28 protein-coding genes are annotated in these 26,981 nt (G+C 73.3%); 15 read left to right on the forward strand and 13 right to left on the reverse strand.

The genetic code is table 11. The features are described from left to right. Nucleotides 1-15: 15 nt before the first annotated feature. Nucleotides 16-798, reverse strand: a complete 783-nt coding sequence (lexA, locus tag O7546_RS06275) for a transcriptional repressor LexA (protein ID WP_013284750.1) — start codon at nt 796-798, stop codon at nt 16-18. Nucleotides 799-1,287: 489 nt separating this feature from the next. On the opposite strand from lexA, the gene nrdR reads away from it, so the two are divergent. Continuing rightward, nucleotides 1,288-1,788 (forward strand): transcriptional regulator NrdR, encoded by a 501-nt coding sequence (nrdR, locus tag O7546_RS06280; protein WP_013284751.1) that lies wholly within the window; start codon nt 1,288-1,290, stop codon nt 1,786-1,788. A gap of 38 nt (nt 1,789-1,826) precedes the next feature. Continuing rightward, on the forward strand, nt 1,827-4,721 hold the full coding sequence (locus O7546_RS06285; protein ID WP_194802977.1) for a vitamin B12-dependent ribonucleotide reductase: 2,895 nt from the start codon (nt 1,827-1,829) through the stop codon (nt 4,719-4,721). Between the two features lie 92 nt (nt 4,722-4,813). Here the strand turns inward: O7546_RS06285 and O7546_RS06290 are convergent, their stop codons facing one another. After that, on the reverse strand, nt 4,814-5,614 hold the full coding sequence (locus O7546_RS06290; RefSeq protein ID WP_194802978.1) for a maleylpyruvate isomerase N-terminal domain-containing protein: 801 nt from the start codon (nt 5,612-5,614) through the stop codon (nt 4,814-4,816). 113 nt (nt 5,615-5,727) lie between these two features. Between O7546_RS06290 and O7546_RS06295 the strand changes: the two genes are divergently transcribed. From O7546_RS06295 to O7546_RS06315, 5 genes are all read left to right on the forward strand, one after another. After that, entirely contained in the window at nt 5,728-6,663 is a 936-nt protein-coding gene (locus O7546_RS06295; RefSeq protein ID WP_194802979.1) for a DUF2332 domain-containing protein, read from the forward strand. A gap of 147 nt (nt 6,664-6,810) precedes the next feature. After that, nucleotides 6,811-7,452, forward strand: a complete 642-nt coding sequence (locus tag O7546_RS06300) for a class I SAM-dependent methyltransferase (RefSeq protein ID WP_281600592.1) — start codon at nt 6,811-6,813, stop codon at nt 7,450-7,452. A gap of 102 nt (nt 7,453-7,554) precedes the next feature. Continuing rightward, nucleotides 7,555-8,997: an alpha/beta hydrolase gene (locus O7546_RS06305; protein ID WP_281600593.1), complete on the forward strand. Its 1,443-nt coding sequence runs from the start codon at nt 7,555-7,557 to the stop codon at nt 8,995-8,997. 29 nt (nt 8,998-9,026) lie between these two features. Then, complete coding sequence (locus O7546_RS06310) at nt 9,027-9,260, forward strand: DUF5522 domain-containing protein (RefSeq protein WP_269696345.1); 234 nt, start codon at nt 9,027-9,029, stop codon at nt 9,258-9,260. Between the two features lie 87 nt (nt 9,261-9,347). After that, complete coding sequence (locus O7546_RS06315; RefSeq protein WP_135238924.1) at nt 9,348-9,896, forward strand: hypothetical protein; 549 nt, start codon at nt 9,348-9,350, stop codon at nt 9,894-9,896. 12 nt (nt 9,897-9,908) lie between these two features. Here O7546_RS06315 and O7546_RS06320 read toward each other — a convergent pair whose 3' ends face one another. After that, nucleotides 9,909-10,565, reverse strand: coding sequence for a metal-dependent transcriptional regulator (locus tag O7546_RS06320; RefSeq protein ID WP_228532894.1), 657 nt, complete (start codon nt 10,563-10,565; stop codon nt 9,909-9,911). A gap of 127 nt (nt 10,566-10,692) precedes the next feature. On the opposite strand from O7546_RS06320, the gene O7546_RS06325 reads away from it, so the two are divergent. Genes O7546_RS06325 through O7546_RS06335 form a run of 3 tightly spaced genes read left to right on the forward strand, consistent with a single transcriptional unit; the run spans nt 10,693 to nt 15,360 of the window. After that, on the forward strand, nt 10,693-11,550 hold the full coding sequence (locus tag O7546_RS06325; protein WP_281600594.1) for a sulfurtransferase: 858 nt from the start codon (nt 10,693-10,695) through the stop codon (nt 11,548-11,550). 47 nt (nt 11,551-11,597) lie between these two features. After that, a complete protein-coding gene (locus O7546_RS06330; RefSeq protein ID WP_194802983.1) occupies nt 11,598-12,779 on the forward strand; it encodes an acetoin utilization protein AcuC in 1,182 nt (393 codons plus the stop codon). A gap of 25 nt (nt 12,780-12,804) precedes the next feature. Continuing rightward, entirely contained in the window at nt 12,805-15,360 is a 2,556-nt protein-coding gene (locus O7546_RS06335; RefSeq protein ID WP_281600595.1) for a bifunctional GNAT family N-acetyltransferase/acetate--CoA ligase family protein, read from the forward strand. A 3-nt stretch (nt 15,361-15,363) separates the two neighbouring features. Here the strand turns inward: O7546_RS06335 and O7546_RS06340 are convergent, their stop codons facing one another. The 4 genes from O7546_RS06340 to sigB all read right to left on the reverse strand — a co-directional run bounded on the left by O7546_RS06340 (nt 15,364) and on the right by sigB (nt 17,687). Next, entirely contained in the window at nt 15,364-15,771 is a 408-nt protein-coding gene (locus O7546_RS06340) for a VOC family protein (RefSeq protein ID WP_194802985.1), read from the reverse strand. Beyond that, nucleotides 15,768-16,259, reverse strand: coding sequence for an SRPBCC family protein (locus O7546_RS06345; RefSeq protein WP_194802986.1), 492 nt, complete (start codon nt 16,257-16,259; stop codon nt 15,768-15,770). The genes O7546_RS06340 and O7546_RS06345 overlap by 4 nt, the downstream gene beginning before the upstream one ends. Next, nucleotides 16,256-16,591 (reverse strand): metalloregulator ArsR/SmtB family transcription factor, encoded by a 336-nt coding sequence (locus O7546_RS06350; RefSeq protein ID WP_194802987.1) that lies wholly within the window; start codon nt 16,589-16,591, stop codon nt 16,256-16,258. The genes O7546_RS06345 and O7546_RS06350 overlap by 4 nt, the downstream gene beginning before the upstream one ends. Before the next feature lie 109 nt (nt 16,592-16,700). Then, nucleotides 16,701-17,687, reverse strand: a complete 987-nt coding sequence (gene sigB, locus O7546_RS06355) for an RNA polymerase sigma factor SigB (RefSeq protein ID WP_194802988.1) — start codon at nt 17,685-17,687, stop codon at nt 16,701-16,703. A 220-nt stretch (nt 17,688-17,907) separates the two neighbouring features. Here sigB and O7546_RS06360 point away from each other — a divergent pair, with 220 nt between their 5' ends. Beyond that, on the forward strand, nt 17,908-18,696 hold the full coding sequence (locus O7546_RS06360; RefSeq protein ID WP_194803035.1) for a sporulation protein: 789 nt from the start codon (nt 17,908-17,910) through the stop codon (nt 18,694-18,696). Here the strand turns inward: O7546_RS06360 and dtd are convergent. Further along, on the reverse strand, nt 18,693-19,115 hold the full coding sequence (dtd, locus tag O7546_RS06365; RefSeq protein WP_262013555.1) for a D-aminoacyl-tRNA deacylase: 423 nt from the start codon (nt 19,113-19,115) through the stop codon (nt 18,693-18,695). The genes O7546_RS06360 and dtd overlap by 4 nt on opposite strands. Further along, nucleotides 19,115-20,599 carry a methyltransferase gene (locus O7546_RS06370; protein WP_281600596.1) on the reverse strand — a complete coding sequence of 495 codons (1,485 nt, stop codon included), beginning with the start codon at nt 20,597-20,599 and terminating at the stop codon, nt 19,115-19,117. Before O7546_RS06370 ends, dtd begins: the two co-directional genes overlap by 1 nt. 180 nt (nt 20,600-20,779) lie before the next feature. Here O7546_RS06370 and O7546_RS06375 point away from each other — a divergent pair, with 180 nt between their 5' ends. From O7546_RS06375 to O7546_RS06385, 3 genes are all read left to right on the forward strand, one after another. Then, entirely contained in the window at nt 20,780-22,000 is a 1,221-nt protein-coding gene (locus tag O7546_RS06375; RefSeq protein ID WP_194802991.1) for a S8 family peptidase, read from the forward strand. A 118-nt stretch (nt 22,001-22,118) separates the two neighbouring features. Further along, nucleotides 22,119-22,703 (forward strand): HhH-GPD-type base excision DNA repair protein, encoded by a 585-nt coding sequence (locus O7546_RS06380; protein ID WP_194802992.1) that lies wholly within the window; start codon nt 22,119-22,121, stop codon nt 22,701-22,703. Nucleotides 22,704-22,775: 72 nt separating this feature from the next. Continuing rightward, nucleotides 22,776-24,008, forward strand: a complete 1,233-nt coding sequence (locus O7546_RS06385) for a low temperature requirement protein A (RefSeq protein WP_194802993.1) — start codon at nt 22,776-22,778, stop codon at nt 24,006-24,008. Nucleotides 24,009-24,012: 4 nt separating this feature from the next. Here the strand turns inward: O7546_RS06385 and O7546_RS06390 are convergent, their stop codons facing one another. Together O7546_RS06390 and O7546_RS06395 are read right to left on the reverse strand one after the other, a co-directional pair. Further along, complete coding sequence (locus tag O7546_RS06390) at nt 24,013-24,324, reverse strand: hypothetical protein (protein ID WP_013284778.1); 312 nt, start codon at nt 24,322-24,324, stop codon at nt 24,013-24,015. Then, entirely contained in the window at nt 24,314-24,625 is a 312-nt protein-coding gene (locus O7546_RS06395) for a hypothetical protein (protein ID WP_269696350.1), read from the reverse strand. Before O7546_RS06395 ends, O7546_RS06390 begins: the two co-directional genes overlap by 11 nt. Nucleotides 24,626-24,731: 106 nt before the next feature. Between O7546_RS06395 and O7546_RS06400 the strand changes: the two genes are divergently transcribed. Further along, nucleotides 24,732-25,088 carry a DUF3099 domain-containing protein gene (locus O7546_RS06400; protein WP_194803036.1) on the forward strand — a complete coding sequence of 119 codons (357 nt, stop codon included), beginning with the start codon at nt 24,732-24,734 and terminating at the stop codon, nt 25,086-25,088. A gap of 39 nt (nt 25,089-25,127) precedes the next feature. Here the strand turns inward: O7546_RS06400 and O7546_RS06405 are convergent, their stop codons facing one another. Together O7546_RS06405 and O7546_RS06410 are read right to left on the reverse strand one after the other, a co-directional pair. After that, nucleotides 25,128-26,024: a sugar kinase gene (locus O7546_RS06405; RefSeq protein ID WP_194802995.1), complete on the reverse strand. Its 897-nt coding sequence runs from the start codon at nt 26,022-26,024 to the stop codon at nt 25,128-25,130. Then, complete coding sequence (locus O7546_RS06410; RefSeq protein ID WP_194802996.1) at nt 26,021-26,947, reverse strand: pseudouridine-5'-phosphate glycosidase; 927 nt, start codon at nt 26,945-26,947, stop codon at nt 26,021-26,023. Before O7546_RS06410 ends, O7546_RS06405 begins: the two co-directional genes overlap by 4 nt. Between the last annotated feature and the right edge of the window lie 34 nt (nt 26,948-26,981).

The following is a 26,981-nucleotide window of genomic DNA, read 5'->3' on the forward strand; positions in this document are numbered from 1 at the left end:
TCTCGTTTGCCGTCGTCAGATGCGGCGCAGGACCGCCACCACGCGGCCCATGATGGTGGCGTCGTCGCCGGGGATCGGGTCGAAGGCCGGGTTCTGCGGCATCAGCCAGACGTGCCCGTCGCGCCGCCGGTAGGTCTTCACCGTCGCCTCACCGTCGAGCATGGCGGCCACGATGTCGCCGACCTCGGCGTTCGGCTGCTGCCGGACGACCACCCAGTCGCCGTCGCAGATCGCCGCGTCGAGCATCGAGTCGCCCTTGACCTGGAGCATGAAGACCTCGCCCTCACCGACCAGCTCGCGGGGGAGGGGGAAGATGTCCTCCACCGCCTGCTCGGCCAGGATCGGCCCACCGGCGGCGATGCGGCCCAGCATCGGCACGTACGCCGGGGCGGGCCGCTGCGCGCGGGCCGCCTCGTCGTCCGCCTCGCCCGGCGCGCGGACGTCGACGGCGCGCGGCCGGTTCGGGTCGCGGCGCAGGAAGCCCTTCTTCTCCAGCTCCTTGAGCTGGTAGGCGACGCTGGACGGGGACACCAGCCCGACCGCCTCGCCGATCTCGCGGACGCTCGGCGGGTAGCCGTGGCGCTCGACCCAGTTGCGAATGAACTCCAGGATCCGCCGCTGCCGGGCGGTCAGGTCGACGGTCGCCGGGTCGGGGAAGCTGCTCACCACCGGGGTGACCGGACGCACCGCCGCGGGGGCAGTGCGGCTGCGGGCGGTGCGGGGGCGACGGGTCGCCGGAGGACCCGCCCCGTCGTTCGGCTGCGGGTTCTTCTGCCGGCTGGCCCGGTCCTCGGTCACGTCCGTCCCTCCCTGGTCGGCGCTGGGGTGCCTCGTCGGCTCGTGGTGCGTGTGGTCTGACCGTATAGGTGAGATCGGCCATTTTCAAACATCTGTACGACCTGCTGTCGGCGTGTCGCGTCGAATTCCTGGATTTCCGAACTGGTGTTCTGATAGAAGGGTACGCCGCTCGAACGGATGTTCCATCCCGGCCGCCCGTGACTAGCACGGGAGGCCGTCCGTTGGGCTCCTCGGCGGCGTCGCGCCGGGCGTGATCCTGACGACTCGCCGGACACGCCCGTCAACTTGACCTCGCTTGGGGTTCGGCATACGGTCGACCCCTAGATGTAGTAGTCACACGGGCGTAAGTTGCCTACAGGTTGGGTTCAACTACCGAACGCACTCCCGCACCGCGCACTCGGCGACGGTCATCGGACGATGGCCCCGCCGTGCCGACGCGTGCCCGGGAGCCGATAGGTGTGCCCGCGATCGACGGAGGAGGTCGGGCGAATGCGGTGTCCGTACTGCCGGCACGCCGACTCCCGGGTGGTCGACTCGCGGGAGGCCGACGACGGCCAGCTCATCCGGCGGCGACGGTCGTGCCCGGAGTGCGGCAAGCGGTTCACCACCGTCGAGGAGGCGGTGCTCGCGGTGGTCAAGCGCAGCGGGGTGACCGAGCCGTTCAGCCGTACGAAGATCATCGGTGGGGTGCGCAAGGCGTGCCAGGGGCGCCCGGTCGACGACGACTCGATCGCGCTGCTGGCACAGAAGGTCGAGGAGACCGTGCGGGCCAAGGGGGCGGCCGAGATCCCCAGCCACGAGGTGGGCCTGGCCATCCTCGGCCCGTTGCGTGACCTCGACGAGGTGGCCTACATGCGGTTCGCCAGCGTCTATCGCTCCTTCGACTCGCTCGCCGACTTCGAGCGCGAGATCGAGACGCTGCGGGCCGCCGCGCGCGCCCGGGAGGGCGCCGGTGCCGGTGCGGCGGACGCCGCCGGCGCGATCAGCTGACATTTTCGGGTTTCTGACAGGTACACGAGGCGCGGTGGGTGACCGTTGCCGACGAGGGGGGCGAGGGCGTGACGACCAGCAAGTCACGGAACAAGGCCGGGGCGGGGCTGAAGATCGAGCGCGTCTGGACGACCGAGGGGGTGCATCCCTACGACGAGGTCGCCTGGGAGCGCCGTGACGTCGTGATGACGAACTGGCGGGACGGCTCGATCAACTTCGAGCAGCGCGGGGTGGAGTTCCCCGAGTCCTGGTCGGTGAACGCGGCGAACATCGTGACCACCAAGTACTTCCGGGGCGCGGTGGGGACCCCGGAGCGGGAGTGGTCGCTGCGGCAGCTGATCGACCGGGTGGTCGAGACCTACCGCACCGCAGGTGAGGAGTACGGCTACTTCGCCACCCCGGCCGACGCCGAGGTGTTCGCGCACGAGCTGACCTGGATGCTGCTGCACCAGGTGTTCAGCTTCAACTCGCCGGTGTGGTTCAACGTCGGCACGCCGTCGCCGCAGCAGGTCAGCGCCTGCTTCATCCTCTCCGTCGACGACTCGATGGACTCCATCCTCGACTGGTACAAGGAGGAGGGGCGGATCTTCCAGGGCGGCTCCGGCGCCGGGGTCAACCTGTCCCGCATCCGTTCCTCGAAGGAGCTGCTCTCCTCCGGCGGCACCGCCTCCGGCCCGGTCAGCTTCATGCGCGGCGCGGACGCCTCCGCCGGCACCATCAAGTCCGGTGGCGCCACCCGGCGCGCCGCGAAGATGGTCATCCTCGACGTGGACCACCCGGACATCGAGGAGTTCGTGGCGACCAAGGCGCGCGAGGAGGACAAGATCCGCGCGCTGCGGGACGCCGGGTTCGACATGGACCTGGGCGGCGCCGACATCGTCAGCGTGCAGTATCAGAACGCCAACAACTCGGTCCGCGTCTCCGACGAGTTCATGACCGCGGTGGAGAACGGCGGCGGCTTCGACCTGCGCGGCCGGCTCGACGGGCAGACCATCGAGACGATCGACGCCAAGAAGCTGTTCCACACCATCTCCCAGGCCGCCTGGGAGTGCGCCGACCCGGGCCTGCAGTACGACGACACCATCAACGACTGGCACACCTGCCCGGAGACCGGGCGGATCACCGCGTCGAACCCGTGCTCGGAGTACCTGCACCTGGACAACTCCTCGTGCAACCTGGCCTCGCTGAACCTGATGAAGTTCCTCCGCGCCGACGGCGGCTTCGAGGTGGAGAAGTTCGTCAAGTCGGTCGAGTTCGTCATCACCGCGATGGACATCTCGATCTGCTTCGCCGACTTCCCGACCGAGAAGATCGGTGAGACCACCCGCGCCTACCGGCAGCTCGGCATCGGGTACGCCAACCTGGGCGCGCTGCTGATGGCCTCCGGCCTGCCGTACGACTCGGAGCAGGGCCGGGAGGTGTCCGCCGCGATCACCTCGCTGATGACCGGCACCGCCTACCGCCGTTCCGCCGAGCTGGCCGGCATCGTCGGCCCGTACGACGGCTACGCCCGCAACGCCGAGCCGCACAAGCGGGTCATGCGCAAGCACGCCGCCGCAAACGACGCGATCAAGGCGACCGGCACCGTGGCCACCGCCGTGCAGCGCGAGGCCACCAAGCAGTGGACGCTCGGCAACAAGCTCGGTGACAAGTTCGGTTGGCGCAACTCGCAGGCCAGCGTGCTCGCCCCGACCGGCACCATCGGCCTGATGATGGACTGCGACACCACGGGTGTCGAGCCGGACCTGGCACTGGTGAAGTTCAAGAAGCTGGTCGGCGGCGGCTCGATGCAGATCGTCAACCAGACCGTGCCGCGCGCCCTGCGCAGCCTCGGCTACCCCGAGGAGCAGGTCGAGGCGATCGTCGAGCACATCGCCGACCACGGCCACGTGGTGGACGCCCCGGGCCTCAAGCCGGAGCACTACCCGGTCTTCGACTGCGCGATGGGCGAGCGCTCGATCGCGCCGATGGGTCACGTGCGGATGATGGCGGCCGTCCAGCCGTTCATCTCCGGCGCCATCTCCAAGACGGTCAACATGCCGGAGCAGGCCACCGTCGAGGACGTCGAGAAGATCTACTTCGAGGGCTGGAAGCTCGGCCTCAAGGCGCTGGCGATCTACCGCGACAACTGCAAGGTCGGCCAGCCGCTGTCGGCTGCCAAGCCGAGCAAGGGCGCCGTCGAGGCCCAGGCCCCGGCCGCCACGCCGGAGAAGGTCGTGGAGAAGGTCGTCGAGTACCGCCCGGTGCGCAAGCGGCTGCCGAAGAAGCGCCCGTCGGAGACCATCTCGTTCTCGGTCGGCGGCGCGGAGGGCTACCTCACCGCCTCGTCCTACCCGGACGACGGCCTCGGCGAGGTCTTCCTCAAGATGTCGAAGCAGGGCTCGACCCTGGCCGGCGTGATGGACGCCTTCTCGGTGGCCATCTCCATCGGTCTCCAGTACGGCGTCCCGCTGGAGACGTACGTCAGCAAGTTCACAAACATGCGCTTCGAGCCGGCCGGCATGACCGACGACCCGGACGTGCGCATGGCCGCCTCGGTGATGGACTACATCTTCCGTCGCCTGGCGCTGGACTTCCTGCCGTACGACCGCCGCGCCGAGCTGGGCATCTTCACCGCCAAGGAGCGGGCCGCCCAGCTCGCGGCCGAGGCGGAGGCGGAGGCGAGCGGTGCGGACCTCACCGCGATGGCCGCCTCCGCCCCGGTCGAGGCGCCGGAGCCGAAGACCGGCCCGATCGCGCAGCCGGCGCAGGAGATGGCCGACGCCGCGGCCGTCAAGCCCGCGCCGTCTGTGGGTTCCAGCACCGAACTGCTGGAGGCCGTGATCGGCAAGGCCGCGGACGCGCCGCTCTGCTTCACCTGCGGCACGAAGATGCGGCCCGCCGGTAGCTGCTACGTCTGCGAGGGCTGCGGCTCCACCAGCGGCTGCAGCTGACATCGAGCTGAGTCGCATCTGCTGCGACAGCGACCGCCCGGTCCTCCAGGGGCCGGGCGGTCGCTGCGGCAGGGACGAGATGTCGTCGATCGTCAGACGGACGGGTCCCAGGCGATGAGCTGGTCGAAGATGCGGCGGTCGCCGTCCAGCTCCAGCTTCGGGGAATCCGGCGTGATGCGGCCGTAGAAGAACAGGACCAGGTCACTGGCAGTGCCCCGGGCGGAGACGAAGGCCGTGTCCCGGTCCGGGTCCTCACCGGCGGCCGGCTCGCCGAGCCGGCTGGCCTGTGCGCCGTCGCCGGACAGGCGAAGGCGCCACGAGCGGCCCTCGGTGGCGTGGTATTCGACGACGGCGGGTTCGTGCGGCCAGGCGACATCCGTCGAGCAGAGGGTGAACTGGCAGTCGTCGAAAGCGTCGAGGGCGACCTCGTCCGGCAGCGGCTCCGGGTTCCCCACGGCGAGCTGAGCGTCGTGGGTGTGCACAGCGATCTCGGCGACCTGGCGCCGAGCCCACGCGCCGGAGGTTTCCGGTGACTGCGAATCACCCCACCACGTCCAACACCGGCGGTCCGGGCCGGCCTCGCGCAGCGCGCTCGTCAGCCGCTCGACGGACTCGGTCCACCAGGCCAGGAGACCCTCGCGTTCCCGAGGCGCACCCGTGCCGTCGTCCCACACGGACTTGTCCGGGGGGCCGTCGGCCGGCCCTGCGGCGACGATGGCGGCCGACCTGCGGCGGCCCATGCCCAGGTGCTGTACGAGATCGAACAGCGTCCACTCCGGACAGCTCGGCACCGGCGTGTCGAGGCTGGGCGCCGCAGCGACCGCGGCGTGGAAAGCAGCCGACCGGTCGTCGATCAGCCGCAGGTGATCGGAAAACGTGAGAATCGTGTGCACCCGGGCTGTCTATCAGTGTTCTTCGACAGATGGACAGCGATATTCGCCGCGCACTCGGCGGGCGGTGCCGGCGGTCATACCTCACCGCGTACGCGAGCTGGCATGCTCGGGAGATGAGCACGATCGACATCTATCGGGTCTTCGCCGACCGTGAGACGCGCGGCGTGTCCCCGGCGTACGAGCGGTTGTCGCGGGCGGTCGCCGGTGACCCGGAGCTGCTCGCCCTGCTCGACACGCTGCCGCCGGCCAAGCGTCAGCCGAACCTGCTGTTCGGGGTGGTGCGGCTGCTCGGCGGGCCGGTGGACGACCCGGCGGCGTTCCGCGCGTACGTGATGGGGCACTGGCCGGACGTGGCGGCGCAGATGCGGGTGCGGGCGACGCAGACGAACGAGGCGGGACGCTGCGCGGCTCTGCTGCCGGTGCTCGCCGCGTTGCCGCAGCCGCTGGCGATGCTGGAGGTGGGCGCGTCCGCCGGGCTGTGCCTCTACCCGGACCGGTACGCCTACCGCTACGGCGACCGGCGGGTCGGCGACGGCGAGCCGATACTCGACTGTGACCTGACCGGCGCCGAGCCGCCGGAGCGGTTGCCGGAGGTGGTGTGGCGGGCCGGGCTGGACGTGAATCCGCTCGACGTCACCGACCCGGCCGACGTGGCCTGGCTGGAGGCGCTGATCTGGCCGGAACACCGGCACCGCCGGGAACGGCTGCGCGCCGCGGCGGCTGTTGCGGCGGCCGATCCGCCCCTACTGGTACGCGGTGATCTGGTCGACGACCTGCCGGCGCTGGCGGCGCAGGCCCCGGCCGGGGCGACGCTCGTGGTGTTCCACAGTTCGGTGCTCTACCAGGTGCCACCGCCGCGCCGGAACGCCTTCACCGAGCTGGTGCGGACCCTGCCCGGCCACTGGATCGCCAACGAGGACCCGTCGGTGCTGCCCCACGCCGACCTGCCCGAGCCGCCCGCCCAAGGCTTCCACAACGTCCTGGCCCTCGACGGCCGTCCCGTGGCCTGGACGACCGGCCACGGCCAGTCCCTCACCTGGTTCGGCTGACCCACCCACGCCCGCCCGGCCCGCCGTCTTCGTCGATCATGAAGTTGACGGCGCGACACGCCGGAGCGACGGCCGCCAACTTCATGATCGACGGAGGCTGGGCGGGCCGGGTGAGGGCGGGCAGGTGTTGGACTAGGGTCGGCGGGCGTGACCGAACCTGCCTGGCTGGTCGAGACGCGCGCCGCCTACGACGCCGCTGCCGAGGACTACGCGCGGCTGCTGCCCGACGTGGTGGAGCCACCGCTGGACCGGGCCCTGCTGGCCGCGTTCGCCGAGACGGTCGGGCCGGGGCGGCCCGTGCTGGAGGTGGGCTGCGGCACCGGCCGCGTCACCGCCCACCTGCACCGGCTCGGCCTCGAGATCAGCGGCGTCGATCTGTCGCCCGGCATGGTGGCGGTGGCCCGCCGCGCGTACCCGGACCTGCGCTTCGAGGTCGGCTCGCTGACCGAGCTGGCCGTGCCGGACGGATCGCTGGCCGGGCTGGTCTCCTGGTACTCGGTCATCCACCTGCCACCGGAGCTGCTGCCCGAGGTGTTCGCCGGTTTCCACCGGGTGCTCGTCCCGGGTGGTCACCTGCTGCTCGCGGTGAAGGCAGGCGACCGGCTCGACCGACGGGAGCAGGCATACGGCCACTCCGTCGCCTTCGACGTCTACTGGCTGTCGCCGGATCGGCTGGCCGCGCAGCTCACGGCGGCCGGGTTCGCGGTGTCGGCGACGACGGTCCGCGCGCCGGTCGGCGGGGAGCGGCAGCCCCAGGCGTTCCTGCTCGCGCAGCGTCCGGCCGACTGAACATCCCCACGGCCGACACCCGATCCGTACCGCACGTGAGAACGGGACAGCGCAGAGTGGCCGCTCTGGCTAGGGTTGACGATCTCGGCGGAGGGAGACGTCATGCGCACCCGGATGCTCCTCGCGTCGACGCTGCCGTTGCTCTGGGGCGCTGTCGTCGGCTGGTGGACCCCACGCGGACCCGGCACGGTGGGCGCGGCACTCGCCTCCGTCGCGGTGAGCCTCGCCGTCGGGCTGGCCGCCGGGTGGCTGAGCCGGTCCCGCTGGTTCATGCTCGTCGCGCCGGTGGCCTTCGCGGTGGCTGTCGAGCTGGTCCGGCTGCGGCTGCGCGGGCCCACCGTCGACCGTCCGCACCTGTCCGGCTTCGGCGTCGTGGCGCTGCTCGCCGGCCGGGGCGTCCACGGACTCCTGGCCTTGTTGCCGCTGCTGGTCGGCGCCGCCTACGGCGCCGGCCTGGCCCGTCGCCTCGGCGCGGTGCCGCCGCGCCGGCCGGTGCCGCGCTGGGCGGGCCGGGTCGGCGTCGGCCTGCTGGCTGCGCTGCTCGCGCTCGTCACCGTCGGCGCGGCCGTGCCGGGCCGCACCGACCCGATCCCCGGCGGCATCGCCCGCTTCGACACCGTCGACTCCTCCGGGCGCGAGCTGGGCCTGCTGATCCGGGGTACGGACCGCAGCGCTCCGGTGCTGCTCGTGGTGCCCGGTCCGCCCGGCGGCTCGGAGATCGGCGCGGTCCGTCGCCACCTGCCCGAGTTGGAGCGCCGATTCGTGGTGGCCGTCTGGGACCGCGCCGGCGGGCCACGCTCCTGGTCGGGGTTCCGTGCCCCGTCGGGCTGGCACCTGGACGACGAGGTGGACGACCTGGTCGCCGTGACCCGGCACCTGCGGGAACGGCTGGGCCGGGAGCGGATCCACCTGGTCGCGCACTCCGGCGGCACCATCGCCGGCCTGCTCGCCGTGCGGCAGCACCCGGAACTGTTCGCCGCGTACGTCGGCGTCGGGCAGGTGGTGAGCCTGCGCGAGGCCGACCGCAGCCAGTACGCCGACACCGTGGCCTGGGCCCGCCGCACCGGCCGGACGGCGCTCGCGGACCGGATGACCGCGCAGGGCCCGCCGCCCTACCGCGACGTCTGGGAGTACGAGCCGTTGCTGACAAACGAGGCCGGGGCCTTCCCGGTCGACCGGGAAGGCGCGAGCGAGGACGAGACCGGGACGGTCGGCAACCTGGGCGTGTCCGAGTACAGCCTGCTGGAGAAGGTGCACCTGTTCGGTTTCCTCGACGGCTGGGACGTGCTGTACCCCCGGTTGCAGGACATCGACTTCCGGCGGGACGTGCGGCAGCTCGCGGTGCCGGCGTACTTCGTGGACGGCGCGCAGGAGGTGCCGGGCCGGCTGCGCCTGTTCGACGAGTGGTACGCGCAGCTCCAGGCACCGCGCAAGGACCATCTGGTGATCCCGCGCGCCGGGCACCGTTCGATGTTCGAGCGGCCCGAGGCGTTCGTGCCGTACCTGGAACGCCTCCGGAGCGACGGCGGTCCGGGCGGAAACTAGGGCGGCCGTGGCGTCCGTAGACTTCAGCGGTGCGTGACGAGCTGGCGGACCGGCCCCTTACCGAACCGCACCCGTCGCGGCTGTCGCCGGACCACCCGGGGCGGGAACGCATCCTCGCCGCGCACGCCGCCGCCCTGGCCGCCGGGGAGGCGGGCTACCTGGACCCGGAGACCGGGCTGTTCGTGCTCAGCGCGGGATTCCTCGCCCGGCGCGGCACGTGCTGCGGGCGAGGCTGCCGGCACTGTCCGTACGTGGCCGATTAGGGGGCTTCCGTCCCCGCTGGGGCACGCCGTACGGTGTCCGACGGAACTCCGGCGGGTCGGACCCGCCGCCGACCGCGGAGGTCTCCCGTGCGTGCCCGATTCTGGCTGGCCGTTCCGGCCGTCCTGCTCGCCGCCGGCTGCGCCGACGAGGCGCCCACAGCGGCCGGGCCGCCGCCCCCGCCTCCGCCGGTCCCGGTCGCGGCGGCGTCCTCGGGCGGGGCGTGCCGGCTGCTCGACTTCGCGGTGATCGCCGAGCACACCGGCGGCACGTTCGACGTGGCGGCGGCCACCGAGCGGGGCGACACCCACACCTGCGTGGTCCGCGCCGCCGGGGCGGTGCTGCCGGAGCTGACGCTGTCGGTGACCGAGACGTCGATCGACGCCGCCACGTTCGCCCTGGACGTGCAGCCCAGCGGCGCGGCGAAGATCAGCAAGCTGGGCAAGGCCGCCTACCGGCGCACGCTGCCCAAGACCGCGAAGTCCGGGCCGGCCGCCGAGGTCGGCTGGCTGGCCACCGAGGGGCGGCTCGCCACGCTGCGCTGGACCGCCCCGACCGGCACCGCGAAAGCGGAGGCGGACAAGACGGCCGGCAAGCTGGTCACGCTGGCCAAGGTGATCGACACCCGGCAGCTCTGACCGGGAGCCGCGTCAGCGGGCCGCGACGAACACCCGGGACGCCACCTCGCGGGGCAGCCGGACACGGTCACCGGAGCGGTCGATGGAGACGGCGTCGCGTTCCTGCGCCACCGTCACCGTCGCGCCCGGGTCGACGCCGGCGGCGTGCAACTGCCGGAGCACGTCCGAGTCGGTCTGCACGCTCTCGCAGATCCGCCGCACCACGACAGTGCCGGACAGGCCGGGGAACGCCAGGTTGCGCTCACCCTCGACCGCGTCGGCGGGCACCTGGCCCGGGTCGCCCAGCTCCTCCAGGCCCGGGATCGGGTTGCCGTACGGCGAGCGGGTCGGGCGGTTGAGCAGGTCGAAGACCCGCTTCTCCACCGCGTCGCTCATCACGTGCTCCCACCGGCAGGCCTCCTCGTGGGCCTCCTCGTAGGGCATCCCGATCACGTTCACCAGCAGCAGCTCGGCCAGCCGGTGCTTGCGCATCACGGACACGGCGGTGTTGCGGCCCTGCGGCGTGAGGGTCAGGTGCCGGTCGCCCTCGACGGTGAGCAGGCCGTCGCGCTCCATGCGGGCGACGGTCTGGCTGACGGTCGGGCCACTCTGCTTCAGCCGCTCGGCGATGCGGGCACGAAGCGGCGGCACCCCCTCCTCCTCGAGTTCGAGGATGGTGCGCAGGTACATCTCGGTGGTGTCAACAAGGTCGTGCTTCACGTCTGCGGCCTCCTGGGCTCCGATGGTACCCGTTACCACCGACCATCGACGGAGGCGAAGCCGGAGGTGGCGCGCCGAATGGTGTTGACTGGACCGTATGTCCGCCACCGCAGACCTGCTGGTCGAGCCCGACCGGCTCGCCGCCGAACTCGATCACGCCGACCCGCCGACCCTGCTCGACGTCCGCTGGCGGCTGACCGGCCCGCCCGGGCGTGACGACTACGCCGCGGGTCACCTGCCCGGCGCCGTCTTCGTCGACCTGGACACCGAGCTGTGCGGGCCGCCCGGCGCCGCCGGGCGGCACCCGCTTCCGGACCCGGCGGCGTTGCAGGCCGCGCTGCGGGCGGCGGGCGTCCGCGCCGGTCATCCGGTGGTCGTGTACGACGGCGGCGACGGCATGTCCGCCGCCCGCGCCTGGTGGACGCTGCGCTGGGCCGGGCACCGGCAGGTGCGGGTGCTGCACGGCGGCTTCCCGGCCTGGACGGCCGCCGGGCTGCCGGTCGGCACCAGCGTGCCCGCCCCGGCGCCGGGTGACGTGACAGTGGCGCCCGGCGCGCTGCCGGTGCTGGACGCCGCGCAGGCCGCCCTGCTCGCCGCCGCCGAGCCCGGCGTGCTGATCGACGTCCGGGCCGCGCCGCGCTACCGGGGCGAGCACGAGCCGGTCGACCCGGTCGCCGGGCACGTGCCGGGCGCGGTCAACCTGCCCGCCCCGGAGTACGTCACGCAGGGCCGGTTCCCCGACGCCGGGGCGCTGCGGGAGCGGTTCGCCGCCGCCGGGGTGGACGCGGACGCGCCGGTCGGTGCGTACTGCGGCTCCGGGGTGACCGCCGCGCAGGCCGTGCTCGCGTTGCACCTGGCCGGTCGCCCGGACGCCGCGTTGTACGTCGGCTCGTGGAGCGAGTGGGTGGCCGACAGGGACCGTCCGGTCGCGACAGGTGGCACGTCCGGCCGGTGAGCGTACGACTGGTGGGCGCGCCCCGGACCACGTGCGACGATGGCCGCATGGCCGACGACACGGTGGTGGTGTGGGACGAGGCTCTCCTCGCCTACGACATGGGCGACCATCCCCTCGACCCGGTCCGGGTCGAGCTGACGATGGCGCTCGCCCGTGAACTGGGTGTGCTGGACCGGCCCGGCGTACGGCTGGTCAAGCCCGAGCCGGCCGACGACGCGCTGCTCACCCGCGTACACGATCCGGCCTACCTGGACGCGGTCCGGTCCGCACCGCGTGACCCGCTGTTCGCCGGCTTCGGTCTGGGCACCTCGGACAATCCGGTCTTCGACGGGATGCACGAGGCGAGTGCGCTGATCGCCGGCGCCACGACGGCCGCGGCCGAGGCGGTGTGGCGTGGCGAGGCCCGGCGCGCGGTGAGCGTCGCCGGCGGGCTGCACCACGCCATGCCCGCCCGGGCCGCCGGGTTCTGCGTCTACAACGACCCGGCCGTGGCCGTCGCGCGGCTGCTCGACCTCGGCGCGGAGCGGATCGCGTACGTGGACGTGGACGTGCACCACGGCGACGGCGTGCAGGAGATCTTCTACCGCGACCCGCGGGTGCTCACGATCAGCCTGCACGAGACGCCGCTCGCGCTGTTCCCCGGCACCGGGTTCCCGGACGAGACCGGCGGACCGGGCGCGGAGGGCACCGCCGTCAACGTGCCGCTGCCGCCGGGTGTGGGTGACGCGGGCTGGCAGCGGGCGTTCCACGCGATCGTGCCGTCGGTGCTGCGCGCGTTCCGGCCGCAGGTGCTCGTCACCCAGTGCGGCGCCGACGGGCACCGCAAGGATCCGCTGGCCGACCTGCACCTGTCGGTGGACGGGCAGCGGGCCACGTACCGCTCGCTGCGGGCGCTCGCCGACGAGCTGTGCGACGGCCGCTGGGTCGCCACCGGCGGCGGCGGGTACGCGCTGGTCGAGGTGGTGCCCCGGGCGTGGACGCACCTGCTCGCGATCGCCACCGGTGAGCCGGTCGACCCGGCGACGCTGACCCCGCCCGGCTGGCGGGAGCTGGCCGCGCGGCGGCTACCCGGGCACGACGTGCCGTTGCGGATGACCGACGACGTGGACCCGGCGTACCTGCCGTGGCAGCCCAGCGGCGAGCCGAACGCGGTGGACCGGGCCGTCGCAGCCACCCGCAAGGCCGTCTTCCCGCTGCTCGGGCTCGATCCGCACGATCCGCGCGACTGAGCCGGCGGCAGGGGAGGACCGACCGGTGACCACAGTCGAACAACCGCTGGACGTGCTGCTCAGCGACGGCACGACCGTCCAGCTGCGACAGATCCGTCCGGAGGACGCGCCCGAGATCGTGGCCATGCACGGCCGTTTCTCGGAGCGCACCCGATACCTGCGGTACTTCTCGCCGTACCCGCGTATCCCGGAACGCGACCTGAAGCGTTTCGTCAACGTCGACCACCGCGACCGGGAGGCGTTCGTGGTGCTGGCCGGCGAGCGGATCGTCGCGGTCGGCCGCTACGAGCGGCTCGGCCCCGCCTCGCCGGAGGCCGAGGTGGCGTTCGTGGTCGAGGACGCCTACCAGGGCCGGGGCATCGGCTCGGTGCTGCTGGAGCACCTGGCCGACGCGGCCGGGCGCCACGGGATCGTGCACTTCGTCGCCGAGGTGCTCCCGGCCAACGGGACGATGCTGCGGGTCTTCGCCGACTTCGGCTACCAGGTCCAGCGCCAGTACGCCGACGGCGTGGTGCACCTGAGCTTCCCGATCGCGCCCACCGAGGCGACTCTCGAGGTGCAACGCGGCCGGGAGCACCGCACGGAGGCGCGGTCGATCGCCCGGCTACTCGCGCCGCGCGGCATCGCCGTGTACGGCGCCAGCACCACCGGCCAGGGCGTCGGCGCGGCGCTGCTCGGGCACCTGCGCGACGGCGGCTTCGCCGGGGCGATCGTGCCGGTGCACCCGAGCGCGGCGACGGTGGCGGGGCTGCCCGCGTACCCGTCGGCGGCCGACGCCGGCCAGGACGTCGACCTCGCCGTGGTGGCGGTCCCGCCGGACGCGGTGACCGACGTGGTGCACGACGCCGCACGCGCCGGCGCGCACGGGCTGGTGGTGATCTCGGCCGGGTTCGCCGAGTCCGGCCCGGCCGGCGCGGCGGCGCAGCGCGCGCTGGTCCGCGCCGCGCACCTGGCCGGCATGCGGGTGGTCGGCCCGAACTGCCTCGGCGTCGCCAACACCGACCCGGCGGTACGCCTCAACGCCACGCTCGCCCCGGTGCTGCCGGCGGCGGGCCGGGTCGGCGTGTTCAGCCAGTCCGGCGCGTTCGGGGTGGCGCTGCTGGCCGAGGCGTCCCGCCGTGGGCTCGGCCTGTCCAGCTTCGTCTCGGCCGGCAACCGGGCCGACGTGTCCGGCAACGACCTGCTGCAGTACTGGCAGGACGACCCGGCCACCGACGTCATCACGCTCTACCTGGAGACGTTCGGCAACCCGCGCAAGTTCGCCCGGCTGGCTCGGCGCATCGGCCGCAGCAAGCCGGTGGTGGCACTCGCCTCGCTGGCCCGGCCGCCGGGCGTGGGGGAGGCACCCGCGCTGGACGCGGCGGCGGTGAGCGCGCTGTTCGCCCAGTCCGGGGTGATCCGGGTGGACACCGTGTCCGAGCTGCTCGACGTGGGCGTGCTGCTGGCCCACCAGCCGCTGCCGGCCGGGCGGCGGGTCGCCGTGGTGGGCAACTCGTCGGCGCTGACCGGGCTGGCCGCGACCGCCTGCGCCGCCCAGGGACTGGCAGTCGCCGACGGCTACCCGCAGGACGTGGGGCCGAGCGCCGGGGCCGCCGCGTACGCCGCCGCGCTCGGTGACGCGGTCGCCGACGAGCGGGTGGACGCCGTGGTGGCGGTGTTCGCGCCGCCGCTGCCGGGCCAGCTCGCCGACCCGGTGGCCGACTTCGCCTCGGCGCTGCCCGACGCGCGGGTCACCGGCAAGCCGGTGGTGGCGACGTTCCTGGCCGGGCTGGTGCCGGCCGGGGTGCCGGCGTACCCGAGCGTGGAGGAGGCGGTACGCGCGCTGGGCCGGGTGACCGCGTACGCGGACTGGCTGCGCCGGCCACCGGGCGTGCTCCCGGAACTGGCCGACGTGGACCGCGCGGCGGGGCACGCCGCGCTGCGCCCGGACGGGGCCGACTCGGCGGCGTTGCTGCGCGCGTACGGGATCGACGTGGTGGACTCGGTGCCGGCCCGCTCGGCCGAGGAAGCGGCGGCGGTGGGGGAGCGGCTCGGCTGGCCGGTGGCGCTCAAGGCCGCCGCCCCCGGGCTGCGGCACCGCCTCGACCTCGGCGCGGTACGTCTCGACCTGGCCGACGCCGCCGCGCTGCGCCGCGCGTACGCCGAGATGGCCCCGGTGTTCGGCGCGGAGGTGCTGGTCCAGCCGATGGTCGCGCCCGGCGTGGCGTGCGTGGTGGAACTGGTGGAGGATCCGGCGTTCGGGCCGGTGGTCGGGTTCGGGCTCGGCGGCGTGGCGACCGAGCTGCTCGGCGACCGGGCCTGGCGAGCGGTCCCGCTCACCGACCGGGACGCCGCCGAGCTGGTCGACGAACCCCGCGCGGCGCCGCTGCTGCGCGGGCACCGGGGTGCCGCGCCGGTGGACCGGGCGGCCCTTGTCGACCTGCTGGTGCGGGTCGGCCGGCTCGCCGACGAGCAGCCCCGGGTGCGGTCGCTCACGCTGAACCCGGTGCTGGCCCGGCCGGACGGCATCTCGGTGCTGCACGCCACCGTGCGCACCGGCGCCGAGGCCGCCCGCCCCGACACCGGCCCGCGAAGGTTGTAGACCTCAGCCGCGGTCGGAGATCTGCTGCACCGACCACTCGTTGCCGTCCGGGTCGCGGAGGAACAGGAAGCCGACGTTGTCCAGCGGGTGCGGCACCGGGTACGGGTTCTGGCCCATCACCTGGATCTCGCTCACCTCGACGCCCCGCTCGACCAGTTCGGTGCGCGCCCGCTCCAGGTCCGGTACGACCAGTTGCACGCCCTTGAGCGAGCCCGGCGGCATCTCCGGTACGACGCCCCGGCCGAGGACGATCGAGCAGCCGGAGCCCGGGGGAGTGAGCTGGACGATCCGCCCCGCGCCGCCCAGGTCCGTGTCGTGGTCGACGACGAAGCCGAGCCGTTGCGCGTAGAACTCCTTGGCCCGGTCCACGTCGGAGACCGGTACGACCACCACTTCCAGCGTCCAGTTCATGTCGTCGCTCCTGTCGTCGAATCGGTGTGCAGCACTGCCGCGAGCCGGTCGAACGCCTCGCTCAGGCCGCGGGTCATCGGATAGCGCAGGACGGTGTCGCGCCCCTGCGCGGTGGCGTACCGCAGATGGGTGACGACCGTGGTCCGGTCCGACGGGCCGGTGAAGTCGTGGCGGACGAGCGTCTCGCCCGGATAGGACTGGTCGTCGAAGAGTTCGGTGCAGACCAGCCGTGAGGGCGGGTCGACCTCCCGGTACGTGCCGCCCTGACCCATCAGGTCGCCGTCCGGCCCCCGGGAGACGAACCGCCAGCGCCCGCCCACCCGCAGGTCCACCTCGCACTCGACGAGGTGCCAGCCCCGGGCGCCCCACCAGCGGACCAGCAGCTCGGGGCGGGTGAAGGCGGCGAACACGAGGTGGCGCGGAGCGGCGAAGTCGCGGCTGAGCCGGATCTCCCGGTCGCCGGGCAGGCTGACGGTCAGGCCGGTCACCGCTGCTCCTCGGCGGTCAGTTCGGCGAGCACCTCGTCCAGCCGCGCGTAGCTCTCGGCCCAGTAGTCCCGGTAGTCCGCCAGCCACGCGACCGCCTCCCGCAGCGGCCGGGCGTCGAGCCGGCAGGGACGGCGTTGCGCGTCCCGGCCCCGGGTGACCAGGCCGGCGCGTTCGAGCACCTTGAGGTGCTTGGAGACGGCCGGCTGGCTCATCGCGAACGGCTCGGCCAGCTCGGTGACAGTCGCCTCCCCGGCGGCCAGCCGGGTGAGGATGGCGCGCCGGGTGGGGTCGGCGAGCGCGGCGAAGGTGGCGTCGAGCAGATCCGGGGGCACTTTCATAACCTCCTGGTTGTGTAACCAGTCGGTTCTATATCGTGGGAGCGCCCGGGTCAAGCACGACAGGCCCCGGCGAACCGCCGGGGCCTGTCGGGGCAGGGGTGGATCAGCAGGCGTAGGCCTCCAGCCGGTTCGCCCGCTCCGGGTCGCGCAGCTTGAGCAGCGTGACCTTCTCGATCTGCCGGATCCGCTCCCGGGACAGACCGAACTCGCGGCCGACCTCGTCCAGCGTGCGCTGCCGGCCGTCGTCCAGGCCGAAGCGCAGCCGGATCACCGCCTGCTCCCGCTGGGACAGCGTGGCCAGCACGATGCGGACCTCGTTGCGCAGCTCGCCGTTGGTGGCGGCGTCGCCCGGCTCGGTACGCGGGTCGACGGCGGCGACGAAGTCGCCGAGCGCGCTCTCGCCGTCCTCGCCGACGGCCTGGTCCAGGCTGACCGGCTCCCGGTCGTAGGAGATCAGCTCGATCACCTGGAACTCCGGGATCTCCAGCGCCACCGCCACCTCGCTCACCGTGGGCTCGCGGCCCAGCGTCACCGACAGCTCGCGGCGTACCCGGACCATCCGGTTGACCTGCTCGACCATGTGCACCGGGATGCGGATGGTGCGGGCCTGGTCGGCCATGGCGCGGGTGATGGCCTGGCGGATCCACCAGGTGGCGTAGGTGGAGAACTTGTAGCCCTTGGTGTAGTCGAACTTCTCGACGGCGCGGATGAGGCCGAGGTTGCCTTCCTGGATGAGGTCGAGGAAGGCCATGCCGCGACCGGTGTAGCGCTTGGCGATGCTCACCACCAGCCGCAGGTTGGCCTCCAGCAGGTGGTCCTTGGCGGCGCGGCCCTCGGCCGCGATCAGCGCCAGGTCCGCGCGCAGCTCGGCGGAGACGGGGGTGCAGGTGGCCAGCTTCTCCTCGGCGAAGAGGCCGGCCTCGATCCGCTTGCTCAGCTCGACCTCCTGCGCCGCGGTGAGCAGCTTGGTGCGGCCGATGCCGTTCAGGTACGCCCGGACCAGGTCGGTGGAGACGCCGCGCTCGTCGGTGGCGTCGAGGTCCGTGAGGGTGACGTCCATGTCCTGGTGCTCGATCATCTGCTGGGTCATCTCTGTTCTCCCCGTGTCCGACGTGCCTACCGGTCCCGTGCCGCCCACGCGGTGGTGGCCGATGACAAACAGCTTGGCGGTCGGGGCGTGAGACGGGAGTGAGGCGATCGGGGACCCGACAGGAATCCACGTGGGAATCCGGCATTCCCTTGCCCGGCGCGGTTACCGTGCCACCGACCGGCCGTCGGGGCCGGCCCGGCACTGATGATCGGAGAACGTGGTGGTCTTCAAGCGGCTCATGCAGGCGATGGGTGTGGGCGGACCGTCGGTGGAGACGGTGCTGGCCAACCCGAACTGCCGCCCGGGCGGCGTTCTGGAGGGCCGGATCCAGGTGGTCGGCGGTGACCACCCGGTGGACGTGAGCTACGTCGCACTCGGCCTGGTCACGCGGGTCGAGGTGGAGAGCTCCGACAGCGAGTACGACGTCAACCAGGAGTTCGGCCGGGCCCAGATGACCGGCCCGTTCCGGCTGGAGCCGGGGCAGCGTCACGACGTGCCGTTCCGCTTCCAGGTGCCCTGGGAGACCCCGCTGACCGACCTGTACGGCCAGCACCTGCACGGCATGACGATGGGTCTGCGTACCGAGCTGGAGGTGGCCCGGGCGGTGGACAAGGGTGACATGGACGCCGTGTCGGTGCACCCGCTGCCGGCCCACGAGCGGCTGCTGGAGGCGCTGCTGCGGCTGGGCTTCCGCTTCGCCCGTGCCGACGTCGAGCGCGGACACATCTACGGCCTGCACCAGCAGTTGCCGTTCTACCAGGAGATCGAGTTCTACCCGGCGCCGCAGTACGCGGGCGCGATGAACCAGCTGGAGGTCACCTTCGTGACCGATCCGCGCCAGGTCCACGTGGTGCTGGAGCTGGACAAGCGGGGCGGCCTGTTCACCGAGGGCCGGGACGCGTTCGGCCGGTTCACCGTGGACCACGCGACCGCGGACCACACGGACTGGGCCGCCCAGCTCGACGGCTGGCTGCGGCAGTCGCTGTCCCGCCGGGGCCTGTTCTTCTAGAGGTCGAGTACGAGGGTCCGGGGACCGACGTTGACGCTCTCCACCAGCATGTGGGCGCGGAAACGGCCGGTCTCCACCTTCGCGCCCCGGGACCGCAGCTGCTCGACCACGGCGTCCACCAGGGGTTCGGCCACCTCGGCGGGGGCGGCGGCGGTCCAGCTCGGCCGCCGGCCCTTGCGCGCGTCGCCGTAGAGCGTGAACTGGCTGACCACGAGCAGCGGCGCCCCGACGTCGGCGGCGCTGCGCTCGTCGTCGAGGATGCGCAGCTCGTGCAGCTTGCGGGCCATCGTGGCGGCCACCTGCGGGGTGTCGGTGTGGGTGACGCCGAGCAGCACCAGCAGCCCGTCGGAGATCTCGCCGGTCACCTCGTCGCCGACAGTCACCCGGGCCCGGCCGACGGTCTGCACCACCGCCCGCATCAGTCGGTCACCGGCTCGACGATGCCGCGCTCGACCAGGTGCGCCACGATCGGTCCGGCCGCCTCGGCCAGCTCGTCCGGTGCCACGTCGTGCGCGGCGGCGAGCAGGGCGAGCTGGTCGCGCAGCGGCAGCCGGCCGTCGGCGCCGCCGACCAGGGCGAGCACCAGCGGGTCGATCTCCTCCGACCAGCGCAGGCCGCGAGGCATGGCCAGGACCTGCCGGTCCACCGCCCAGCCGTCGTCGCCCATGGTGGCCTCCTGCCGGAGCTGGAGCCCTTCGGCGGCACGGTAGCGGGCGGCGAGCAGGCCCTCGGTGTCCCGGGCGCGCAGCCAGTTCTGCCTGGTGAACCACTCGCCGATCCGGTCGCCCAGCGGCGGCTCGACCCGCTGGCGCAGGTCCTCCACCCGCACGACCGGCTGGTCGTGGCCGGAGCGGCGCAGCGAGACGATGCCGAAGCCGATCGCCTCGACCTTGTGCGCGTCGAACCAGTCCAGCCAGGCCGCCATCCGCTGCGGGTCGGCGCTCTCGCCCACGTCGGTCAGCCACAGGTTCACGTACGCCATCGGGTCGGCCACCTCGCGCTGGATGACCCAGGCGTCCAGGCCGGTGCCGGCGAACCAGCCGGTGACCCGCTCGGCCCAGTCCTCGCCGGTGACGTGCACCCAGTTCGCCAGGTACTGCATGGTGCCGCCCTCGGTGAGCAGGTCCGGCGCGGCAGCGGCCAGTTCCGCGCCGATCGCGTCGCCGACCCGCCCGGAGTCCCGGTAGACGTGCGTGGTGGTGCCCGGGCCGACCACGAACGGCGGGTTGCTGACCACCAGGTCGAAGCGGCGCCCGGCCACCGGGGCGACCATGTCGCCGCGCAGCAGCTCCCAGTCCTGGCCGTTGAGCGCGGCGGTGGTGGCGGCGAACCGCAGCGCCCGCTCGGAGACGTCGGTGGCGGTGACCCGGCGGGCGTGGGTGCCCAGGTGCAGCGCCTGCACGCCGGAACCGGTACCCAGGTCGAGCGCGGTGTCCACGACCGGCCGCACGGCGGCCGAGATCAGCGTCTGGGTGGCGCCGCCGATGCCCAGTACGTGCTCGGAGTGCAGCGGGCGCCCGGGCCGGGCACTTGCGGGCACGTCGGCGAGCACCCACCAGTCGTCGCCGTACGGCTCCAGGTCGACCCCGGCGCGCAGGCCGTCGCCGTGCCGCTCCACGATGCCCCCGGCCAGCGCCTCGTCCAGCGCCAGCGGAGCCAGCGCGTCGGCGAGCGCCGCCTCCGGCTCGGTCTGGTCGCAGATGAAGACGCGGATCAGCGTGGCCAGCCGGTCCCGGTCCTCGGTGGCGCGCAGCGCGGCCCGGTAGTCGTTGCGGGCCACCGCGCCGGTGGTCTGCGGGCCCAGGCGGTCGGCGATCCCGTTGGCGGTGAAGCGGGCGAGCGTCAGCGCGGTGCGCAGCGCGTCGACCCCGGCGGGGGAGAGCAGCATGTCGTGACGGTCCACGTGCTCATCCTGCCTCGGGCGTCGTCCGGCGTGGCGAGCACCCGCCGATCCATAACGTGGACCGTATCTATCGGCAACTATCTCTTTCATGTTTGTCGATCTCTGGTTAGCATTCCTGCCAACATCCGTCGATGGGGTGATCCGGCCACAAACCGGGCTGCCCCGGTAGGGAGCCAGACGATGCCCGACGTGTCCCTTCCCCGGCGCCGCGCGCTGCGTGCGCTCGCCGTCACGGCCGCCGCCGCGGCCTTCGCCGCCGCCGCCTCCACGCCCGCTCTCGCCGCGCCCACCGGGGAGATCCGGTACGCCGGTGCCGCCGACGCCGTCAGCGGCAGCTACGTGGTCGTGCTCAAGGGCGACGCGGTCGGCACCGCGAACACCCTCGCCGCCCGTACCGCCGTGCCGGACCGGGCCGCCGGCCTGGCCAAGCGCTACGGTGGCAACGTCGGCACGGTGTGGAGCTCCGCTCTCACCGGCTACAGCGCGAAGATGACCCCCGCCCAGGCGCGCCGGCTCGCCGCCGACCCGTCCGTCGCGTACGTCGAGCAGGACCGCGTCATGACCACCCAGGGCACCCAGACCGGCGCCACCTGGGGCCTGGACCGGATCGACCAGCGCAACCTGCCGCTGAACAGCACCTTCACCTACCCGAACACCGCCAGCAACGTGCGCGCCTACATCATCGACACGGGCATCCGCACCACGCACAGCGACTTCGGCGGCCGGGCCACCTGGGGCACCAACACGGTCGACACCAACAACACCGACTGCAACGGCCACGGCACCCACGTCGCCGGCACTGTCGGCGGCACCAAGTACGGCGTGGCCAAGGGCGTGCGCCTGGTGGCCGTCAAGGTGCTCAACTGCTCCGGCAGCGGCACCACCGCCGGCGTGATCAGCGGCGTCAACTGGGTCACCTCGAACGCGGTGAAGCCCGCCGTGGCGAACATGAGCCTCGGCGGCGGCGCCAGCACCACGCTGGACAACGCGGTGGCCAACTCGATCAACTCCGGCATCACGTACGCGCTCGCGGCCGGCAACTCCAGCGCCAACGCGTGCAACTCGTCGCCGGCCCGGGTCGCCTCGGCGATCACGGTGGGCGCCACCACCAGCACCGACGCCCGTGCCTCCTACTCCAACTACGGCTCCTGCGTGGACATCTTCGCCCCGGGTTCGTCGATCACCTCGGCGTGGCGTACCAGCGACACCGCCACCAACACGATCAGCGGCACCTCGATGGCGTCCCCGCACGTGGCCGGCGCGGCGGCGCTCGTCCTGTCCGCCAACACCTCCTACACCCCGGCTCAGGTGGCCAGCTACCTGACCAGCAACGCCACCACCGGCAAGGTGACCAGCCCGGGCTCGGGCTCGCCGAACCGGCTGCTCTTCGTCGTCAACTGACGGCACCGGTGACCTGACCACACCGTGGGCCGCGGCCCGGTGGACCTCCCAGGGGTCCGCCGGGCCGCGTCACGTCGCCGGGGAGTCGCCGCCCCCGACCGGCGTACGGCGCGGCACTATGGTCCCCATGACGCTGTCACTGCCCATCGACCCGCAGGCGAGCGAGCTGCTGGCACGCAGCCCGCTGGCCCTGCTCCTCGGCATGGTGCTGGACCAGCAGGTGCCGATGGAGAAGGCGTTCTCCTCCCCGTACGTGCTGGCACAGCGGCTCGGCCACGAGCCCGACGCCGCGGAGCTGGCCGGGTACGACCCCGAGGCCCTGGTGGAGATCTTCGCCCGGCCGCCCGCGCTGCACCGCTTCCCCAAGGCGATGGCGGCCCGGGTGCAGGAGGTGTGCCGGGCGCTCGTCGAGCGCTACGACGGTGACCCGGCCCGGCTCTGGTCCGACGTGACCGACGGCCGGGAGCTGCTGCGCCGGGTGGGTGAGCTACCCGGGTTCGGCCGGCAGAAGGCACAGATCTTCGTCGCGCTGCTCGGCAAGCGGTTCGGGATCACCCCGGACGGCTGGCGCGAGGCGGCCGGCGACTACGGCGACGCGGACGCCCACCGGTCCGTGGCCGACGTGACCGATCCGGACTCGCTGCGCCGCGTACGCGAGTTCAAGCAGCGGATGAAGGCGGAGGCGAAGGCCGCGAAGGGCTGATCCGCCGCCCGCCGCCGCAACCGGCCCGCCGTCCCTGTCGTTTGTCGCCAGGACGGGGGACGGGGGCGGACGATGACCGAGCAGCGGGGCGGGGCGCTGCTGCGTACCGGGTCCAGCCCGGGGCGGGCCACGTTCCTGGAACTCTTCTTCGACCTGGTCTTCGTGTTCGCGCTGACCCGGGTCTCGCAGCGCCTGATCAACGGCATCGAGGGCTCCGCCGGGGCGGTCGCCGCCGAGGTGGGCAAGACCCTGCTGCTGTTCCTGGTGCTCTGGCAGGTCTGGACCCTCACCACCTGGGTGACCAGCCGGTACGAGCCGGAGCGCATGGTCATCCAGTTCGTGGTGGTCGGCACCATGTTCGGCAGCCTGGTGCTGGGGGTGACCCTGCCCCGGGCGCTTGAGGAGCGGGCGCTGCCGTTCGCGCTCGCGTACGTGGCGGTGATGGTCGGCCGGCCGCTGCTGATCGCGGCGGCGCTGCGGAGGCATCCGCGCCGGATGGTTCCGCTGCGGCTGGCCGCCTGGGCCGGATTCAGCGCCCCGCTCTGGATCGCCGGCGCGCTGTTGCCCGGCCCGCGCCTCGCGCTGTGGGTCTTCGCGCTCGCCGTGGACCAGGCGGGCACGTTGCTGGGCTGGCCGCTGCCCCGGCTCGGGGCGTCGCGGGTCCGCCGGTGGCAGGTCACCGGGGAGCACCTCGCCGAGCGCTACCAGCAGATCTTCCTCATCGCGCTCGGTGAGTCGATCCTGGTGATCGGCGTGACCTACAGCGGGAAGGAGTTCTCCGGCGAAGCGGCGGTGGCGTTCGCGATCTCGTTCGTGATCACGGCGTTGCTCTGGCGGATCTACTTCTACCGGGCCGGTCACCTGCTGGCGGAGGCGCTGCGGATGGCCGGCACGCCGGGGCGGCTGGCCGAGTCGGCGGCGCAGACCCACCTGTTCATGGTGCTCGGCGTGCTCAGTGCCGCGGTCGGCTACGAACTGGTCATCACCCACCCGTACGACACGGCCCGGCCGAACTGGCTGGTCTTCGTGGTGGGCGGCCCGGCGCTGTTCCTGGCCGCCCGCTCCCGGTTCGAGTACGAGATCTTCGGCCGGGTGTCCCGACCCCGGCTGGCCGGGCTGCTGGTCCTGGTGCTGCTCCTGCCCGCGCTGGCGACCGTGCCGGCGATGTTCGCGCTCGGCGCGGTGGCCCTCGTGCTGGCGCTCGTCGCGTTCGCCGACGCCCGCCGGGCCTGGCACCGGCCGCCGGAGCCCTCCGCCTCGCCGATCGGGCGGGAGGCGCTCGACGAGGCCGGCCCCGAGGCGTGAGCCGTCAGGCGGCGGTCGGGCGGGACAGCGACGCCAGCGCGCGGCGTACGTCGGCCAGCGAGACGGTGGCCGAGTCGTCCAGGTCGGCCAGGCCGGCCTCGATCCACTGCCGCATCAGCGTGGTCACGCCGATGCCGCGCGCGTCGGCGGCGGCACGGACCCGCTCGTACGTCTCCAGCGGGAGCCGGACCGACCGGCTGACCATCGGCACGTCGGTGTCCGGGGTGGGCAGCTGCGCCGGTGACGTGTCGTCGATCAGGTCGGCGAACGCGTCGCCTCCGGCGTGGAACCGCTTGGTCGCCTCGTCACGGTGCATCGTGACCGCCTCCTCGTCGGCGTGATCTCCGCACCACCTCGTCGTAGCGCTTGGCCTCGACGTCGCTCAGCTCGCGGGCGGAGAGGATGTCCCAGTCGTTGTCGGTGCTGTCGGCCTCGGCCAGCAGCACGGCGAGCCGCCGGCCCCGGTGGTCGGTGGCGTAGACCACCATCACGTCGTCACCGAGGTGCCGGATGACCCGGCGGTTGCTGTGCAGGGCCTCCCAGACTTCCCCGGGCGTGACGTCGTAGACCCGCAGGTTAGCCAGCGCCTCGTCGGTGAAGCTGAACCGGTTGGCCACGGGCGAAGCGTACCACGCACGTAACACGCGTCCGGCTGTCACGAATTTCGCCGATCATCCGTCCGGAGTGACAGGATGGGCCCTATCCCCTCGTAGGAGGTCCGTGGTGAAGCGTCAGGCGTACCAGCCGATACTGATCACCGACGCCCCGCGCAGCCAGGACGACCAGCTCAACAGCCGGCAGAAGCGATACGTGCTGATGATGGCCATCCGGGTCGCGTGTCTGGTGGCGGGCGCGATCCTGGTCGGCGCGAAGGCCCCGCTGCTCTGGCTCTGGCTGCCGCTGTGCGCGCTCGGCATGGTGCTCGTGCCCTGGCTCGCCGTGCTGCTCGCCAACGACCGGCCGCCCAAGGAGGAGCACCGGCTGGCGAACCGGTTCCAAAAGCGGCGCCGCGAGGAGCCCGCGCCCACTGCTCTGACCGCCGAGGAGAACCCGCACAAGATCATCGACGCCGAGCCCTGACCGGCCCGGGCGGAGCACCGCCCGGACCGGCCACCGCCGTCAGGGAGCCGGGCGGGCGCCCACCGTCGTCACGGCCAGCGCGCCCAGGTCACCGGCGCGGGCCAGCGCGGCCCGCGGGTCGGCCCCGGCCAGCCACGCGGTGAGCAGCCCGGCCGCGAACGCGTCCCCGGCCCCGGTCACGTCCACCACGTCCACGCCTGGCGCCGGCGCGAACTCCACCACGCCGCCGCGCTCCACCCACACCGCGCCCGCCGCGCCGCGCTTGACCACCACCCGGTGCGCCACAGCGGTCAGCGCCCGCGCCTGCGCCGCCGGGTCCAGCCCGCCGGCCAGCACCGTCGCCTCGTCCGTGTTGACCAGCAGCAGGTCGACGTCGCGTACCCAGGTCAGGAACGCCCCGCCGACGCGCCGCAGCGGCGCCGCGGACGCCGCGTCGACGCTGACGGTCAGCCCGCGCTCGCGGGCGGTGGCCAGCGCGCGCAGGCCGGCGCCGCGCGACCCGACGTCCAACAGGGCGTACGCGGACAGGTGCAGATGCCCGGCGTCGGGCGCGGCGGCCAGCGCCGCGTCCACGTGCGCGGCGGTCAGCCGCAGGTTCGCGCCCCGCTGGCTGATCATCGTGCGCTCCCCGTCGTGGGCGAGCACGATGACGGTGCCGGTCGGGTAGCCCTCGTGCCGCTCGACCGCGCAGTCGACACCGATGCGGGTCAGCTCGGCCACCCGCTCCCGGCCGGTCTCGTCGTCGCCGACGGCGGCGACAAGCGTCACCGCGGCGCCCTGCCCGGCGAGCCAGGCCGCGGTGTTCGCCGCCTGCCCGCCGCCGCTGAACCGGATCCCGGCCGGGGTGTCCGAGCCGGTGGCGAGCGGCCCGGACAGCACCGCGAGCACGTCGGTGATCACGTCGCCGACGACGACTATCCGCGGCGTGGCGCTCATGGGACGCGGCGGGTCGCCGCGGCGACCGCGATCCGGGCCGCGAGGTCGGCGTTGCGCAGGATGATCCGGACATTCACCGCCAGGCTGGCGCCCTCTGTCGCGGAGTGGAAGTGCGACAGCAGGAACGGGGTGACGGCCTTGCCGGTGATCCCCTCGCGGGCCAGCGCGGCCAGTCCCTCGGCGAGCGTGCGGTCGTGCAGCGCCGGGTCGAGCTGCTCGTCGGCGGGCAACGGGTTGGCCACCACCAGGCCGCCGTGGTGCACGCCGTGCGCCGCGCGGGCGGCCAGCACGTCCGCCACCTGCTCCGGCGACTCGACCGACCAGTCCAGGTCGAAGCCCGCGTCGGTGAGGTAGAAGCCGGGGAAGCGGCGGGTGCGGTAGCCGACCACGCCCACCCCGAGCGTCTCCAGCCGCTCCAGCGTGGCGCCCACGTCGAGGATCGACTTCACCCCGGCGCAGACCACGGCGATCGGCGTCCGGGCCAGCGTGACCAGGTCGGCCGACTCGTCGAAGGTCTGCGCCGCCTCCCGGTGCACGCCGCCGAGCCCACCGGTGGCGAACACGCCGATCCCGGCCGCCGCCGCGACAGCGCTCGTGGCCGCCACCGTGGTGGCGCCGTCGGCGCCGGTCGCCGCCGCCGGGGCCAGATCACGGACCGAGAGCTTGTTCACGCCGTCGACGGTGGCGAGCCGGGTGAGCTGGGCGTCGTCCAGCCCCACCCGCAGCTCGCCGGCGACCATGCCGATGGTGGCCGGCACCGCCCCCGCGTCCCGTACCGCCTGCTCGATCTCGCGCGCCACCCGCAGGTTGTCCGGGCGGGGCAGCCCGTGCGAGACGATCGTGCTCTCCAACGCCACGACCGGGCGGCCGTCCCGCAGGGCGTCGGCCACCTCACTACCGAGACTGATGTGAAAGTTGGTCACGTCGGTTACCGTACGGGCCGCTTCCGGCCGGGGC

Origin of the sequence: Micromonospora sp. WMMA1976, assembly GCF_027497335.1 — a bacterium.
Lineage (GTDB): Bacteria > Actinomycetota > Actinomycetes > Mycobacteriales > Micromonosporaceae > Micromonospora > Micromonospora aurantiaca.